The organism is Crateriforma spongiae (assembly GCF_012290005.1).
Classification (GTDB): domain Bacteria; phylum Planctomycetota; class Planctomycetia; order Pirellulales; family Pirellulaceae; genus Crateriforma; species Crateriforma spongiae.
Map to the genome: position 1 here is coordinate 642,429 of NZ_JAAXMS010000002.1, position 17,043 is coordinate 659,471.

Consider the following 17,043-nt stretch of genomic DNA (forward strand, 5'->3'; position numbering starts at 1 on the left):
GCGTGACCTTCGCGTCTCTGTCTCTGACGATTCCAGCGTTTCCCCCGTATCGAAATCATCGCCATGCGACGAATCGGCGGCGTCATTCACGCCTACCAAAAATACGATCCTGTCCAGTTCCCACCGCCTTCGGCACCGCCGCCCGATTTGGTGTCGTCGGCGTTCGAACAGGCGATGATGTACGGGAATTATCGCGAGCTGACCGAAGAGGAATTGGCCAATGCCGTTCGCTTGGATCCCAGCCAGATCGCCGGCCTCGGTCCCAGCCTCGACATGTTGCGGGCCATGCTGGAGGAACGAAAACGAAAGATTTTGGAGACCTACGAGACCTACTCCGTTCAGAAGAAGGCTCGCAAGGCATTTCAGAGTGCGGCCAAACGCGTCAAGGTCCCAAAGAAGATGGAAAGCTTGTTCCGCCAAGCCATTCATCGGGAACAGCCGTACCTTTTGGAACGACTATGGTTTCAAGCCGGCGACGACGGTGGCGACACCGCCCGCGGTTTGCTGAACGTGACCGAACGGATGTCGGACAAACACCAAGTTCAAGAATTGGCCAGCAAGTATGACTTCACCGGCCAGCAATCCATGTCCGTTCCCAAAGCACTGGAAGTCAAGGAGGAACTGGAGAAGATCGATGAACTGTTGAAGCAATTGGAACAGGCCGCCGAAACGGCGCAGATCGGCATCATCGACATGGATCTGCTAAGCGAGTTTGCCGAACCTGGCGACATGCAATCCTTGGAGGAAATGCGACAGCAAGTCGAAAACTTGGTGCGTGAACACGCCCAACGTCAGGGCCTGGAACAAGACAAGCCTGGTGGTGGTTTCCGTTTGACACCCCAGGCTTACAAAATCTTTCAAGGCAAATTGCTGCAGCGTATTTTCAGCGAACTTCAACCGTCACGAAGCGGTCGCCATCATGGCGATGTGATCGGGGAAGGTGCCGTGGAACTGCAGCAAACCAAACCGTATGAATTCGGCGACAGCGTCGCCAACATCGACCTGCCGCAAACCGTTACCAATGCCTTGCTGCGACATGGCGATCAACGGCCGCTTCGTTTGCACAGCGATGACATTGTCGTTCACAAAACACGCAACCATCCGAAGTGCGCCACCAGTGTCATCATGGACATGTCGGGGTCGATGCGCTACGACGGCCAATACATCAACGTCAAACGAATGGCCCTGGCCCTGCAGGGGTTGATCACCAGTGAATACCCCGGTGACTTTCTTCGCTTCATTGAGATGTATACGTTCGCCAAATTGAGGGCTCCCGGCGAAATCATCGAACTGATGCCCAAGCCGGTCACCATCCACGACCCTTGGGTGCAACTGAAGTGTGACATGTCCGATGATGAGATCAGCGAACATCAAATTCACCCCCACTTCACCAACATTCAACACGCGTTACAGCTTTCCAGGCAGAACCTAGTCAACTGTGACACCCCCAATCGTCAAATCGTGCTGATCACCGATGGATTGCCCACCGCGCACCTGGAGGACGAATGGTTGTACATGCTGTATCCACCGGACCCGCGGACCGAAGCAGCCACGATGCGCGAAGCCATGCTGTGCAACAAAGAAGGGATCACCATCAACATCTTCTTGGTCCCCAGTTGGTCACAGAGCGAAGAAGACATCCGCTTTGCGCGTCGGATGGCCGAAACCACCGGCGGACGCGTCTTTTTTACCAGCGGTAACAATTTGGACCGCTTTGTCGTCTGGGATTACGTCAATCACCGTCGGGAAATCATCGGTTGATGCCCCCGAGGCACGGTAAACCGATCGTCAGTTGGGAACGACCTAAAACAGAATCGGCTTGTTCAGTCGTCGACGAATCGGCACGATCTGTCCCGCATGCATCATGGGGTGCGTGGCAATCAGGGTAAAAAGGCTGCCGACGGTCGGGCAAAATTCCCGCATCGCTTCGGGACCCGCGGCGTCCAGTTGTTCGTCCGACATCGCATCAAGTGCTTTGGCCGAAGCGGCGCGGACCTTGTCATATAGTTCCAGGTATTCGCCAAGCGAATGAAACTTGGTTCGGTCGTCACATCCCACCTGTTCTTTGCTGTGGGCTTCGGCAAAGCCGTCGGGTAGGTCAATGCCCTGCCCTGGACAAGCTTGCTGCAGCAGTTGGACTTCCGAAGAAATCAGATGCCCCAACTGCCACGCGACATGATTACAACCTTCACCTGGACGATTCATAATTTCGCCATCGTCCAAATCGGATAGATACGACTTGAAGACTTGGTCGCTCAGTTGCATCGAATATCGAATCGCGTCTCTTGCATTCATCGTCAAACTCGAAAAAGTAGTTTCAATGGGAACAGGGGAAATGACTTGGAAAAAGGTGATGGCCGAAGGCGAACCATCGCATCGCACAGGTCACTTGCGTCGCCCCGGCGCCAACAGCTCATCGTTTCGTTGATGGTTGGGGCTGAGGATTTCGTCGGTGCTTTGTGGATCAATCTGCTTGCAAGTTTCCGTCAAGCGTTCGGCCAATTCGTCCAACGGGTCTTCCCAAGTTTCGATCGTCGATTCCGACGGCGGGACGTTTGCCATTTCATCAAGCAATAAGATCATCCGCAGACAATGTCGAAACAGAATGCCTTCTTCTTTCTGTAGTTTGCGTGAGGTTACGTATTTGTTGAAATCGCCGCCGAATTCCAACAATTCCCCGACGATCCAAACAGGACGGACACGAACGTCATCCACACGTGGAAATTCGTGTCGAAACATCCGCAGTAGTTTTTCACCGATCGTCAGTGGCCACACTCGCGGTTCATCAAACATGACGCGACCAAACCCACGGTTGGCAACCGGTTCATCATCGTCTTCATCGCTGCGAGCCCCCAATTCTTCCGGCGTCGCTAAGCCCAACTGCAGTAGTTGGGAATCCAATCGCGTGGTCGCCAAGGGGCCTGGCGGCAATTCATCGGCTTGCGGCACTCGAGCCAATCGCGCGACCGTACCGGGCACTTCCAAAACACTTTCCAACGTCGCGATGCGTTCGTTGGGGTCCGCGATCGCCAGTTGATCGGCCAGATAGACGCCGTACAACGGATTGATGCTTCGCAGATACACTAAGCGTTGCAGACGTTCGGTCGGCATCGCAGTATCGGGCCGATAATCTTCAACTTCGTAACCACGGCTTTGGTCGACGTTTTCGGATTCATCGTCGGCCTCGTCCGACGACACGTCATGCCCCTTGGCCTTCATTTCATCCAACAGATGGCCGAACAAGCCGGCCGTGGGTTGTTCCTGTTCCGAATTCGACGCTTTGGGTTTGGGCGTGGCCGATTTAGGCCGTGGTTTCGGATCCAGTTCGATGTAGCCAGCCGACCACAGCGTGATCAGCATGCGGTTCAGATCTTTCTGGGCGTTTTCAACACCCTTGGGCGACAGCAAACGACTGGCCACCAGATCGCGAATGGGCTGGACGTCCGGATTTCGCTGCAGCAAGTACGCCAGCAATCGCCACGGCAATCGTCCCCGACTGGCCAGATTGGCAGCGGACGCTTCCTGCAACTGCAGAAACTGAGATTCGGTCCAGTAAGATTCGCCCGACCGGCGTTTGGGCATCTTTTTCTTCAGCTGTTTTTTGGCTTTCAGCAGGCCCGGATCTTTTGTGTCCTCGGGAATCGCGTCGTACTTTTCCCGCCATCGATTGATCTTCACGTCGTCTTCGTGCGCGAGCGAATACACGTAACCACGATCGTCGAATTGTGGGCGTCCGGCGCGGCCAAAGATCTGCTGCGCCGATGCGATATCCACCAGCTTTTTCTTGTCCCGGGGACCCTTTAAAAGGCTGGGCAAAACCACGCTGCGGGCCGGCAGGTTGATCCCCGCGGCCAGGGTTTCGGTGCACACACAAAACGAAAGCAGCTTGCGTTGGAAAAGGTCTTCGACGATACGTCGATAGCGTGGCAGGATTCCGGCATGGTGCACGCCAACGCCTCGCTGCAGAATCGCTTTTAACTTGGGTCCGGCGCCCTGGGACATGTCGATGTCATCCAGATAATCAGCCAAAGCTGATTGACGTTCTTTGTCGATCAGCTTTTTGCCTTTCAACATTTCGGCGGTCGTCCAACATTGGGAACGACTGAAACAGAACAGCAACGCAGGCGTTCGCCGAACTTCATCGTCGCCCGCAGAAATCTTTTCGGCAAAGTCTTGTAAGATTTCGTCTTCGACCCACTCATACTGCAACGGGACTTTTCGTTCGGTCCCCTGCACCAGCTTGACTCTTCGCCGGTGCGATCGCCAAAGCCAAGACGTGAATTCCATTGAATTGCCAACCGTTGCCGACAACAACAGCAAGCGAACATGGGGTGGCAGCAATCCCAATGTCAATTCCCAAACGATGCCACGTTCGGGATCGTTGAACGAATGAAATTCGTCCATGACGACCGATGAAACCTCCGCAAATTCGAAGGCTTCCGGATTCAACAGGCGATTCAACAGGATTTCGGCGACGACGACCAAGACCGGCGCCTGTGGGTTGACCGTGCGGTTGCCGGTGACCAGCCCGACTTGATCCGCATCGAATCCCCAGCGAACGGCCGATAAACGCAATTCGTCCAGCTTTTGATCGGTCAACGCGATCAACGGTGTCGTGTAGTACATCCGCTTGCCGGTCCGCAACGCTTCGTACACGGCGGCTTCGGCGATCAACGTTTTGCCGGTGCCCGTGGGCGCGCAAACCAACACCCCTTCACCGACGTCCGACGCATCTTCAGCCGGCTCGGCAAAATACGCCAGCAACGCTTCTTCCTGGACCGGATAAGGGTCGTATTTCAGCAGATCAAAATACTCCGTCGCGACATCATCGCGGGTCGGAGGCGTCTTGGTGGATCCATCTTCAGTGCTCATGCTGGACGGTTGTAGCAGATTACCGCCGCTTGTTCTTCGGCTTCCCAGATCGAAGATTGCGATCGAACAATTGATGGCCGAGAGCGGACGGCAAATCTTCATCCAATCAGCCGCTTCGCACGTCACCGGATGTCGATTGACATGAACGATGCCGCCCACCCCACGACACCTCGTCAAGACGCGACAAATATCTGGCATGCCGGATTGGACGCCGTACGAGCCCGACCGCTGGTCGCACGCAGTGTCCGTTTCGACGGCGATATGTTGTGCATCGAAGACGTCCGAATCGAACGTACACAGTTTGACCGATTGATCGTCGTCGGTGCCGGAAAAGCGGCAACCGCGATGGCGAAGGGTTTATTGGATGCCGTCCAAGACGTCGTCCCGGTCAGCGGATGGATCAATGTTCCCGACGGCACGCAAAGCGATCTGCCGGGAATCACAGTCCACGTCGGCCGGCCGGCCGGCGTGAACGAACCGACCGAAGATGCGGTGATCGGGGCGAATCGCATTTTGGAGATCGTTGCACAGGCCGGTCCACGCGACCTGTGCATCGCATTGATTTCTGGCGGCGGCAGTGCCCTGTTGCCCGCACCATCGGCCGGCATCACCCTGGATGACAAGGTTGCAGTGACCCGATGGCTCAGCGGTGCCGGCGCCGACATCAAAGAACTGAACACCGTTCGGAAACACCTCAGCCGAATCAAAGGCGGCGGGCTGCTGTCGGCCTGCCGTGCGGGGCGACTGGTGACATTGGTTTTGTCGGACGTCTTGGGGGATCCATTGGATCTGATCGCATCAGGGCCGACTGTGATGGATCCGTCCAGCAGCCTTGACGCAATCGAAGTGCTGCGAAAGTACGATCCGCAACAAACGTTGCCACAATCGGTTTATCGATGTTTGCAACATCCCAGAAAGTCAGACACCACGGGTAACCTGCCTCACGACATCGTTGTCTTGGGGAACAATCCGTTGGCCGTCGACGAAGCCGGCATTCGCGCAGAATCCCTTGGCTACAACCACGTCATGCAGTCGGCCCGCGAATCCGAAGGCATCGCCGAAGACGTTGGGCGACACTTGGCCCGCATGACCACCGACATGCTGCGACGCGATGCTTCCGCCCATCCGGTGAACTGTCTGATCAGTGGTGGTGAACCAACCGTTCGTCTTGCCCCACCCGAACGACGCGGCAAAGGCGGCAGGAATCAACAACTGGTCCTGGCCGCGTACGAAGAACTGTTGAAGCAAGACCTTACCCCGCAACAGTGGGAACAAATTTGCATCCTGTCTGGTGGCACGGATGGTGAAGATGGCCCCACCGATGCGGCGGGTGCAATGATCGATGCTCAGGTGCATCGACGCGCTCGCAATGCCGGACTGGATATTCAAGACCACCTTCAACGAAACGATGCGTATTCTTTTTTCCTACACTGCGGCGGACTTTTGATCACTGGACCGACCGGAACGAACGTTTGTGACGTCCGCGTTGCGGTTATCAAAAATTCATCTTGTTTTTGATAGTGCGTCCTGCCGTTTGATCGCTACAACAAAGGCATGCGACCGGCGCGACCGCACGCAGGTGTTCTGTGCATACCGGGGGGTCGACTTTCCCGTCTTTGGAGCAACCAATGACGACCACACTCGTTACCGATCTAGGGCATTGTCAACGTTGCGGAACAACGGCTTATCGTGAACGAAGGCGGTGGTACGAAAAGCTGATGTTGGTGAAGGCTGTTTATGGCTGTCACCAATGCGAACGGCGTTTGAAGAAGTATTGGTTCTGGCCGTTCAACTGGTAGGCCTGCGTTCGAGGGCCCGACCGTTTCTTTCCGCTCGCCTTTCTCAGGCCACTGGCGAGCCCTTGCCCCCCCACCCTTTGGTAGACTGTCGTCGTTTTCAATGTTGTCGCCAGCAGCGGCAACGACCAGCGCTTGACGAAATCCCTCGGCCGAAGGGTCAGGTGAGTCAAACGATCGCACCAACAGTCTTTCCCGACACATGGGTCTTCCCAAAGTTGTCGGCTTTCCAAAGAAACGTGGGGAAATGGAATGTGTAGACGCTACACCCGTATCGTTACCCGAACGATGATCGCCCTCGGTGCGGCTTCGTTCATCTTGGGCACCATCCACACGGCGCCGGCCGAAGACCGCCCGAATATTCTGTGGATCACAAGCGAGGATAATGGGCCCGAACTGGGTTGCTACAACGACGCATACGCCGATACGCCGCGAATTGACGCGCTGGCATCGCGATCGCTTCGATACAAGCGTTGCTGGTCCAACGCCCCGGTTTGTGCGCCGGCGCGAACGACCATCGTGTCAGGCATGTATGCCACCAGCCTGGGCGGGCATCACATGCGAAGCGCCGTCGAATTGCCCGATGCGATGCGTCTGTATCCGCAGGTCTTTCGCGACGCCGGTTATTACACCAGCAACAACAACAAGACCGACTATAACTTCGCGAACCCCGAACCCGGTTGGCACGACAGCAGTCGCCAAGCGCACTGGCGTGGTCGCGCTGAAAACCAGCCTTTCTTTGCCGTTTTCAACTTCACGGTCAGCCACGAAAGCAAGATCCGCAACAAGCCCCACACTCTGATCCACGATCCGGCCAAAGCCAAACTGCCCGCCTATCATCCCGACACACCGGAGGTCCGGCGTGATTGGGCGCAGTATTACGACCGGTTGACCGAAATGGATGCGATGGTCGGCAAGGTCTTGGATGACTTGAAGGCCGACGGCTTGGACGATTCCACCATCGTCTTTTACTACGGTGATCACGGCAGCGGCATGCCACGTAGCAAACGTTGGCCGTTTGATTCGGGACTGCACGTCCCCCTGTTGGTTCATGTCCCTGAAAAGTTTCGTTCCGTTGCACCGGAGAACTATCTTCCCGGCGGCATGTCGGACCGATTGGTTGCCTTTGTTGACTTGGCCCCCACCGCGTTGTCGATGGCGGGCATCCAACCGCCGGAAAACATGCAAGGGGTCCCCTTTGCGGGTCGGTTCGCCGGCGAAGCCAAGCCGTTCATCTTCGGTTATCGCGGCCGGATGGACGAACGAATCGACGAGGTCCGAAGCTGCACCGATGGTCGCTTTGTGTACATGAAGCACTTTTATCCCGATCGTCCGTACCTGAAGCACGTCGAATACATGTTCCAAACGCCGACCACCCAAGTGTGGAAGCGGATGTTCGACGAAGGCAAGCTGAACGATGCCCAGAGCAAGTTCTGGCAACCCAAGCCGTCGGAGGAATTGTTCGATCTGGAAAGCGACCCCGATGAAACCGTCAACTTGGCTGGTCGCCCCGAGCATGCCGATCGACTTCGTCGGATGCGTCAGGCGATGCAAGACTGGAGCATCGAAACCCGCGACTTGGGCTTGCTGACTGAAGCGGAAATCCATCGACGCAGCGGCGATCAGGCGCCACGGACTTTCGGGTTGAGCCCCGACTATGACATCGAACAGTTGGTCCAGGTCGCCTATGCCTGCACCGACCGAGAAAACCCGCCGTCGTTGGGCAAGCTGAACCAATGGGTTCGTAGCAGCGAGTCGGGCGTCCGCTACTGGGCGGTGCGCAGTTTCCTGTGCCGTCCGGACGATGCCTGGAAGAACGACGCATCGATCGCCAAGATGCTGGAAGCCGCGTTGCTGGATGATTCTCCCAGCGTCCGTGTGGCCGCGGCGGAGGTGGCGATGCTGATGGACGGTCCACTGCGCGACCGTGCCCCCGCAGTTCTTGTGAGCTTGGCGGACGTGGACAACTATGGCCAACTCGTTCCGATTGCGGCATTGAACGTGCTGGATCAGTACTGGTCGGAACTGCCCGCCGAACTGCAGGAACGTGTCGAATCGTTGCCACCAAAGACTAAGAACGCTCCCCAGCGCGTCAGCGGGTACGTCGGACGTCTGCTCAATCGCGTCAAATCGTTGCCCTGATCCGACGAACGGTCCAAGAACCGCAGCGGCCGGCACGCCCGTCGCGTCGACCGCTGCGGACCAATGGCCAATTCAGAATCTGTTTTCTACGCTAGGGAAGCTGTGACCGGCCCGATGGGATTGGTCATCGCGGCCGGTGATCCGGTTCGCAAACGTGTTAGACAGAGTCGATCCAAGGCAAAGACAGGTCACGATGGAAATCTTAGGCGGGCCGCTGTTTACGGTCGCCGGCGCGGGTGAATCCCACGGGCCGGCGGTCACCACCATCGTGGGCGGTTGTCCGCCCGGCTTCTTTTTCCGTCGCCAGCAGATCCAGAATTTTCTGGACCGGCGACGCCCCGGTGGGAACAAGCACGGCACACCGCGCAACGAGAAAGACAAGGTGGTCTTTCTGTCGGGGCTGTATCAAGACGATCACGACGAATTGCTGACCGGAACCAAGATCCAGGTCGAAGCCGACGGTGCCGAGTTTTCGACCGAGGGCTACGAAGCCGGATACACCACCGGCGAACCGATCGCCGCGATGGTTCTGTCGACCAGCAAAAAATCGGGCGACTACGGCCAATTCACCGGGCCGACCGGCGAAGTCCGACCGGGACACACCGATCTGCTGAAGTATCACAAGTCGCGGGGACGCGTCGACGTCCGTGGCGGTGGTCGTTCCAGCTATCGCAGCACCATTAGCGATGTCATCGGCGGGTCGATCGCCAGATTGTTTTTGCAGCAAACCTTTGGCACGGTTTTTCTGTCATCGATCTGCCGCGTCGGTCCCATCGCTGCGAAGACAAGCCTGGCATCGGTCATCAATGACATGGTGACGTCCCAGCCGGGAGTCCGGTTGGATCCGGAGGCCATCACCGGCATCGAAGATCAAATCAATGCACCGGAGATCCCGTCCATTGACCACGAATTTGCCGCCAATGCCGCCGAATTGATTAAACAGACACGCAAAGCAGGCGATTCACTGGGCGCGATGGTGGAAGTCATCGGGATCAATGTACCGCCTTTGTTGGGCGATCCGCTGTATGACAGCCTAAAAGTCAGGCTGATGGGAACGCTAGGCGGATTGAACGCCGTCCAGTCGTGTGAGGTTGGTGACGGCATCGATGTCGTCGCCCGCGTCGGCAGCCGCAATAACGACCCGATCCGTCACGACGGGTATCAAAGCAATACCCATGGCGGATTACTGGGTGGCATGACCAGCGGGATGCCCTTGGTCATGCGGGTCGGATTCAAACCCACGTCGACGATTCATTCGGCACAGAAAAGCGTCCGCAAGAACCTGGACGAGATTGATTTCCAATTAAAAAAAGGTCGCCACGACCCCTGCGTTGGCGTTCGTGCCGGCGTGACCCTGGAATCGCGGATGGCGATTGAAGTGATCAACGCAGCCCTTTCCCACCAAGCCGGCCTGTTGGACAAGCCATTCCAGCCGCTGTTTTAACGCCCGACCTAAGCAACGCGATCGGATCAATCAAAAAGGCTCGCCGAAAATCCGCGGCAATCAATGCACGACGGATTCATTGGCGAGCCGAAGGTGATCTCGATCGCTTTTCCTTCCGACGCGTGGGAATCACAACGTGCCGGCAGCCGCCTTTTCCGCTGTGACCGAGGACTGGCCCATCTGCTTGATCGCTGACTGCAGATCCGTCATCGGAACGGTCGGTTCAGCCTGACCTTGGCTTTCGCCGTTGGCCGACGAGGCGGGTGGCGTGGCCACGGTCGTCTCCGTTGCTGTGGGTGCAACGCTTGCCGCCTGGGCTTGGGGATTGGCGGCGCTGGTCGTGACAACGGTCCCCGCACCCGTTTCCACGCTGCCCACCTCCGTGGCACTGACTTCCGTGGTCACGGTCGTTGTCAGCCAAGGAATCTCGGTGACATCCAACGCACGCAAGTTGTTGGCTTCGTTCGTTTCCATCAGCACGTCGTGACTGTCAATCGCAACGACCAGACGTTGAAAACCGATGGCTTGACCGTTGCGGTTGCCCATCGCCAGTGCGTCCAGCGGCAGGGTCAATTGAATTTGGACGGTTTGGCCAGCGCAGATTTTGTCGACTTTCGCCGTCACGTTGGGGCTGGTCGGAAAGATGCGGCCCAGCACTGCGACGGCCGTGACATGAAAATCACAAACGTCACGAATGCTGTGGTTCTTGATATCGACGGCGATCTTGGGCCCACAGGCCGGGTTATCGTCGGCCACACGGCTGATGTTGGCGATACATAAATCGCCAAGTTCGCCGACCGGAATGACCGCCGCACCGAACGGGCCGTGATGGAGCATGGAATACGATGCCGACCGATCGATGCTGTTGTTGACGCCATAGCGGTGCATCATGCCGATCACGTGGTCGCATCGCGACGCAGTCAACAAATCATCGGTTCGCACGATCTGGGCGGACACGGGTGAGAAAGATGTCGCTGCAATCGCGAGCAGCATCATGGAAAACAGACGGGTTTTGGAACAGTTCATGGTTTCTTTCACCTTGATGTGATCAAAGAATGTTTGGGTGGACGGGTTTTCAATTGCCGAACGAGGGCACAAAAAAAGCCCGGCGGCCGATGGTTGCGGCGACCGGGCTGCGGAAGCTATGTCGTGCTGCCGCGACGATGGCTTGGCAGCTCCGGTTGGATCACCAGCAACCCCAGTAGCTGCTGTAGACGGGCGTGTAGTAGCTGTAAGTGACCGGGGTGTAGTGGCGAACCACGGGGTAGCAGTAGCTGCGGTAAACCGGGGTGTAGTAGCGGTAGCCATAGCTGCGGTATCCGAAGTGACCGTAGCTGCGATAGCGACGGTAGCAGGCCGCGATGGCTTCTTCATCGCTGCCGCCTTCTTCCCCCAACAGGGCATCCACATCGGCTTGGCCCAGCAGGTCTTCGTCAGCCTTGGCGACCTTGGCTTCGTCTTGCGACGCTTCCAACTTGGCGACCATTTCCAACAAGTTGTCGTCAGCCATCACGTTGCCGGCGAACAGGACCATGGGAGCAACAGCGAACAGGATCTTCTTCAACATCGTTTCGTTCCTTAGAAGGCAGTCGAGTTTTTCAAATGACGAAATCGCGAGTCTGCCAAGCCTCGTCGTTTTCGCTCGTCAGGTGACTAACGAGCCAAGCGAGGGCGAAACGGATGTGTTACACGGAAATCCGAAAATTCCATTTCTGGTTCCGATACCGAGGTTGAACCCGGAATGCTGATGCCAGCACCGGAAGCCCGGGGCCTGAATGCCGGCGCATTTAGGGACGTAGAGATCGGGACCCGAACGGCCGCGTCTGCAACTGCCAGTCAATGTCGATGTAACGCATGCGTCTGGATTCCGCTTGGAAAGAAAGAACACACGCGTGGCGTCCCGTTCGGCCAACACCCCGGTCGCGGACTGCCCCCCTGAAACTTCGAGAGGCCCGTGCCATGACTCCTTCGATCTACCGAATCCTGTGCCTGACCCTGTTCGCATTCACGGTGGCTGCCGCCGGGTCATCCAACGTCAACGCACAACAAGGCCTGTTTTCCGAACTGTCGATGGGCGAAGTGTTCGAGGAAGCTGATTCGGACAGCACTTCGGACGGAAACGACCTCCAGCAATTGACCCGGCTGATTCGCAAGAACCCGGAACTGCTGAAACAGTTGCTTTCGGCCGTCGAAACCGAATCGCCCAAAGACGCCGCGTCATCGCCTGCGGCCGCCGAACCGAAGAAGTCGACAGCTGATGCCACGAAACCCACGCCGGCTTCGGTGGCCGAATTGCCGGCAAAACCACGGATATCGCTGGTCGGACGCTGGTCGACCCGGCTTCCGGGTGGCGACGCGATGGCAATCGAGTTCGCCAAAGACGCGAGCTTCGTGCTGGTCCATTTGAAAGGACAAAAACCGAACATCTCGCGGGGAAAAGCGACACGCGGCCAAGACGTTCTAACGCTCGTCGGCGACGACAAACTGACGCTTCGCGGCAAACTGAACATCGCCGCCGCCGATCGGTTTGATTGGACGCTTGGCACGACCACGCTGCGTTTCGACCGGGCCAAGTGACTCAGCTGGCCGACCGCGAAAACACGCCGAAGCAGGAAAGAAGCGTGTTACATCGGCTGAGACTTGCCGCTTGGATTCATGAAACCGTCATCGAGAACCTTTTTTCTGCCCGGCTTTGCGATGCTCATCGCGGGCCTCAACCACGAGACAATCCCATGAACACGTCTGAACGATCCGTCCGGAACCTGATTCGGTGCATCTTCGGCCTGGCGATGGCAGTGATTGCCGTCGGCACCGGCACGAACGCGAGCGCCGATTCGGAGAATTACAACCGTGTCTTGAAGAGTACCGCTTGGATCATCACCAGCGATGCCGACGACGAAACGTCCACCGGAACGGGCGTCTATGTCGACGCGGAAAAGCGGCTGGTGCTGACCAACGCTCATGTGGTCGGCGACAGCCGTTCGGCCGTGGTCTTCTTCCCCGATATCAAGAACGGCTTGCCGCGGGTCGAACGCAAACACTACCTGACCAACGTCGTCAAACTGGCCCAGCCCGGCAAAGTCGTGGCGATCGATCGGCGTCGGGATTTGGCCCTGATTCAGTTGCCCAAAGCCCCCGAAAACGCCGAAGCGATCACGATTGCCGAAACCAGCACCACGCCGGGATCCAAGGTCGACACGATCGGAAACCCGGGGGACAGCGACGTGCTGTGGGTGTACACCGCCGGCCGCGTCCGCAGTGTCTATGACAAGAAATTCAAATCCAGCCACGGCGAACACGATTTTCGCGCCGTGGAGACCCAAAGCCCGATCAAGCCTGGCGACAGCGGCGGCCCGGTCGTCAATGACGAAGGCCAATTGGTGGCGATCGCCCAGTCGTTTTCGCCTCAAAGCCCGTTGGTCAGCTTTTGCGTGGACGTTCTGGAAATCCGGAAATTCATGGCAGAAGGCTGGAAACAGGCCCCCGTCGCAACCAAGACCCTGCTGGAGAACGCCGGCATCGAGCACGAAAAGCACTCGACCGGCCACTATCGCGTGGACTTCGAATATGCCACGGGAAAGAAACAGCAGGTTTTCGTCGCTAAGAACACGGAATACTACCAGCGTGCCGACGTACGACGTGTTTGGTCGCTGGTCCAAGTGTCCAAGGAATCCCCGTCGACCGAGCTGATGATGCGGCTGTTACGGCAAAGTTCCGCGACGAAGATCGGCTCGTGGGCCGTTGAAAAGAACGACAATGGCGAATTCTTGTTGATCTACATGGCCAAACTGGACGCGACCGCCCCGGACGAAGCCGTCAGCGGAACGATCGAATACGTCGCCAAGATCGCCGGGGCGATGAACAGCGAACTGAACCCCGACGCCAAGGAAAAATCGGCTGCCGCCACCCTGGCATCCTGGCTGGCCGACTGAACGAGTCCAGCAACCCGTAGCTGGGCCCGCGGAGGGCTCAGGGCGCAGCACATAAAGATCCGTAGCTGGGCCCGCGGAGGGCTCAGGGCGCAATGGCCCCTGAACGCTGGCGCGTCCAGCTACTTTTGAATTCCATCCCATCAGCCTCGCTTTGAATCAGCCACATGAAACAAATCCGTTCGTTTCAAATAGGAAAGCGCCCGCCAGAGTCGCGGCCACGAGTCTTCTTCGAACAACCGCAGGTCGGGAAAACCGGGCAGTCGACAGCCGGAATATGCGTATGACGCGAACCGTTTGTGATCGATCAAGCCCGCCCGCTCGGGATTTCGAACGATGTATTCCACAATCGCCCGCAGCTCAGTCTGTTCGACCTCCGTGTCACGCAAAACGCGATCGTACGCCTGCAATTGCCACCGAAAACCAATTCGCTTTAGCGATAGGTTGGTTTGTTTGCGAAAAAAACTCGTCGCCGCGCGCTGATCCGAATCGTCGGCCAATCCATGCCAGAGCATGTGGACGTGATCGGGCATCAGGCAATACACCAGGCAAGCGATCCGATGCCTGAATCCGGTGTGCGTCAGGATCTCGCGAAATCGATACAAAAACCGAGGATCCAACCAACCGGTGGCGCGCCCGTCCATCGTCAGCGACCAGTGGACCCAAGATTCGCCCTGATAAGCCCCCGGACAGAGACGCTTTAGGTAGTCGTCCTGCGGCATGATTTTGTGATCTGCGAGGAAATTGGAATCGCCCCGAAATGGCAGAGGGCTGCTGAATGCAACGCGAACTTTTTCAAATCAAGCCGTAGCTGGGCCCGCGGAGGGCTCAGGCCGCGATGGCCTCTGAACGCTGGCGCGTCCAGCTACGGGAGGAATCTGAATCCGCAGAATCCAGGAAATTTCGCTGTAACAACGCGGCGGGGTTCACGCTGAGTCCATTGTCGAGGCAAGGAAGTCGCCTGCCACGACGATCCACCACACACACCGCCCTGAACCGGAATACTGCCATGAAACGCTCCATCAAAAAGCTGTTCGTCCTGACCGTCACCGCCGCGATCACCGTCGCCGGCACACCTGCCGCGGAAGCCTGTGGCGGAGGCGGATTCAGCAGTTCACGCTTGGGTTCGTTCCGCGGCCGCGGATTTGCCACCGGCGCACCGCCGGTGATGACTCGCCGCCAGCAAGTCACCCGTCACCAAGCGACCTACTCCACGCATCGTGCGACCACCAGCCATTACTCGGCACCAAATTCGTACGCGGCCCCTGCAACTTACCACGCCCAAACGGGTTACCCGCAGTCGTCTAGCGTGTCGACGATCCGACCGGCGGCACCGCAAGGCATCCCAGCGACGCAAACCATCACGCAACGCCAAATCGCCTCCCCCGCGACTGCCGCCCAGGCGACCACGGGCAATGCTCCGGTGCAACCGAACGTTAACACTGCAAGTGTTCCGACAAATCAAGCTCCGGTGCAAAACCGTGTCGCAACCAACCAGGTCCCCCAAAACGCGGCGCCCACGACACAACAGCCCGCGACGCAACCGTCAACGGCTGAAGCGAAAACCAGCGTGAACGCTCAGCAGTCCGCGTTGCAGATCCTGGCATCGCTTTCGACCACGGAAAGCAAGTCGACCGAAACTGCCACACAGTCGTCACGCACCGCAACGGCCCCGGCACAACCCGCCGCAACGATCCCGGAATTCAGTTCCGCCGCGGCCAGTGAATCGCCGGCCGGCGGCGCAGAAGTCGGCACCTGGTCGGTCAATTTGTCGGGCAACCAATCGGTCCGCTTGACCTTGGGCGACGACGGAAAGTTCGTCTGGACCGCGACGCGGGGCGGAAAATCGAATTCCTTCCAAGGACAGTATCGCCTGCAGGACAAACAGCTGACTTTGGTTCGAGCCAACGATCTGCAACAGATGCAGGGCACCTGGGTCGGCGGCGGTGACGAATTCACCTTCACCTTGGACGGTGCCAACAACGGCGGACTAAAATTCAATCGTGCCGGCTGATTCGGACCGAAAGAAACAACCGACCCTGGCCGCCCGCGACTCGATCGCGGGCGGCCAGGGTCGTGCGCGGTCCGTCGCATCGGTTGGCCGCAATCCGACCGCCGCCCCGCCCCGACTGTCCCGCTTGTTTCGCCACGCGGAGAATGTGTTTAGAATAGGGGGTCCGCCGCGGGAACCACGCGATGCACCGGATCGGTGATTCCGTTTCCAATCGATGCACCCGATAGGAACAAAACGCATTGGTTAGGATGATGTTCCCTTGGCGGCCCGATCGCCCTGATCGGACGAGCATGGATGAACGACATCCCCACGGACGACCCTGCCCCGCCCCATCCCCACATCCTCTTGCCAGGGCCCCATCCCACGGGGCTAAAGATCCATGCGAGCCAACCGAAACATCACCCGTATCGACCGCAAAACGACCGGCGGCTATCTGGTCCGTGTCATGCGCCGGGGCGAATTGACGTCCTGGTACTTCAGCGACAAGGAGTACGGCAGCAAACGAAAGGCTCTGGCCGCGGCGAAAGAGTACCGCGATGAACTGGAAGGCGGCTTGGCGGGATACAGCGCCAAGCAGCTGGCCAAGAAACAACGCAGCAACAACACTTCCGGAGTCGTCGGCGTTCGCTTGGTCGAAGAAAAGGACCCACGTTGGCCTTCACAGCCGACCTACCGATACTGGGTGGCCCAGTGGAGTCCGCAAAAGGGCGTCCGCCGCACCAAGCGATTCAGTGTCGAAAAGTATGGCGAAGACAAGGCCTATAAAATGGCGGTCCAGGCCCGCAAGAAGGGCGTCGCCGAAATGGAAGACCGCTAGCCCAATTGACGGCAACGCCCATCCGTTGC

General features: G+C 57.9%; 14 protein-coding genes. 9 read left to right on the forward strand and 5 right to left on the reverse strand.

Annotated features, from left to right (window positions below):
• Positions 1 to 63: 63 nt before the first annotated feature.
• The gene (locus HFP54_RS06535) at positions 64 to 1,761 is read left to right on the forward strand and encodes a vWA domain-containing protein (protein ID WP_168564494.1); all 1,698 of its coding nucleotides are present in this window, start codon (positions 64 to 66) and stop codon (positions 1,759 to 1,761) included.
• 42 nt (positions 1,762 to 1,803) lie between these two features.
• Here HFP54_RS06535 and HFP54_RS06540 read toward each other — a convergent pair whose 3' ends face one another.
• Together HFP54_RS06540 and HFP54_RS06545 are read right to left on the reverse strand one after the other, a co-directional pair.
• Entirely contained in the window at positions 1,804 to 2,295 is a 492-nt protein-coding gene (locus tag HFP54_RS06540; RefSeq protein ID WP_146410462.1) for a DinB family protein, read from the reverse strand.
• A 90-nt stretch (positions 2,296 to 2,385) separates the two neighbouring features.
• Positions 2,386 to 4,872, reverse strand: coding sequence for a DUF3516 domain-containing protein (locus tag HFP54_RS06545; protein WP_168564495.1), 2,487 nt, complete (start codon positions 4,870 to 4,872; stop codon positions 2,386 to 2,388).
• A gap of 141 nt (positions 4,873 to 5,013) precedes the next feature.
• Between HFP54_RS06545 and HFP54_RS06550 the strand changes: the two genes are divergently transcribed.
• The 4 genes from HFP54_RS06550 to HFP54_RS06565 all read left to right on the forward strand — a co-directional run bounded on the left by HFP54_RS06550 (position 5,014) and on the right by HFP54_RS06565 (position 10,254).
• Positions 5,014 to 6,390 (forward strand): glycerate kinase type-2 family protein, encoded by a 1,377-nt coding sequence (locus tag HFP54_RS06550; RefSeq protein ID WP_168564496.1) that lies wholly within the window; start codon positions 5,014 to 5,016, stop codon positions 6,388 to 6,390.
• A 110-nt stretch (positions 6,391 to 6,500) separates the two neighbouring features.
• Positions 6,501 to 6,671 (forward strand): hypothetical protein, encoded by a 171-nt coding sequence (locus HFP54_RS06555; protein ID WP_165701497.1) that lies wholly within the window; start codon positions 6,501 to 6,503, stop codon positions 6,669 to 6,671.
• A gap of 285 nt (positions 6,672 to 6,956) precedes the next feature.
• Positions 6,957 to 8,810, forward strand: coding sequence for a sulfatase-like hydrolase/transferase (locus HFP54_RS06560; protein ID WP_168564497.1), 1,854 nt, complete (start codon positions 6,957 to 6,959; stop codon positions 8,808 to 8,810).
• Positions 8,811 to 9,003: 193 nt separating this feature from the next.
• Positions 9,004 to 10,254 (forward strand): chorismate synthase, encoded by a 1,251-nt coding sequence (locus HFP54_RS06565; RefSeq protein ID WP_168564498.1) that lies wholly within the window; start codon positions 9,004 to 9,006, stop codon positions 10,252 to 10,254.
• A gap of 129 nt (positions 10,255 to 10,383) precedes the next feature.
• On the opposite strand, the gene HFP54_RS06570 is transcribed toward HFP54_RS06565, so the two are convergent.
• Positions 10,384 to 11,280, reverse strand: coding sequence for a hypothetical protein (locus HFP54_RS06570; protein ID WP_168564499.1), 897 nt, complete (start codon positions 11,278 to 11,280; stop codon positions 10,384 to 10,386).
• Positions 11,281 to 11,440: 160 nt separating this feature from the next.
• Complete coding sequence (locus tag HFP54_RS06575) at positions 11,441 to 11,821, reverse strand: hypothetical protein (protein WP_146410456.1); 381 nt, start codon at positions 11,819 to 11,821, stop codon at positions 11,441 to 11,443.
• Between the two features lie 392 nt (positions 11,822 to 12,213).
• Here HFP54_RS06575 and HFP54_RS06580 point away from each other — a divergent pair, with 392 nt between their 5' ends.
• Together HFP54_RS06580 and HFP54_RS06585 are read left to right on the forward strand one after the other, a co-directional pair.
• Positions 12,214 to 12,831, forward strand: coding sequence for a hypothetical protein (locus HFP54_RS06580; protein WP_168564500.1), 618 nt, complete (start codon positions 12,214 to 12,216; stop codon positions 12,829 to 12,831).
• Between the two features lie 155 nt (positions 12,832 to 12,986).
• On the forward strand, positions 12,987 to 14,186 hold the full coding sequence (locus HFP54_RS06585; protein WP_146410454.1) for a S1 family peptidase: 1,200 nt from the start codon (positions 12,987 to 12,989) through the stop codon (positions 14,184 to 14,186).
• Positions 14,187 to 14,326: 140 nt separating this feature from the next.
• Here the strand turns inward: HFP54_RS06585 and HFP54_RS06590 are convergent, their stop codons facing one another.
• The gene (locus tag HFP54_RS06590) at positions 14,327 to 14,905 is read right to left on the reverse strand and encodes a hypothetical protein (protein ID WP_168564501.1); all 579 of its coding nucleotides are present in this window, start codon (positions 14,903 to 14,905) and stop codon (positions 14,327 to 14,329) included.
• A 287-nt stretch (positions 14,906 to 15,192) separates the two neighbouring features.
• Between HFP54_RS06590 and HFP54_RS06595 the strand changes: the two genes are divergently transcribed.
• The gene (locus tag HFP54_RS06595) at positions 15,193 to 16,197 is read left to right on the forward strand and encodes a superantigen-like protein SSL4 (protein ID WP_168564502.1); all 1,005 of its coding nucleotides are present in this window, start codon (positions 15,193 to 15,195) and stop codon (positions 16,195 to 16,197) included.
• Positions 16,198 to 16,576: 379 nt separating this feature from the next.
• Complete coding sequence (locus HFP54_RS06600) at positions 16,577 to 17,014, forward strand: AP2/ERF family transcription factor (RefSeq protein WP_146410451.1); 438 nt, start codon at positions 16,577 to 16,579, stop codon at positions 17,012 to 17,014.
• Positions 17,015 to 17,043: the final 29 nt, after the last annotated feature.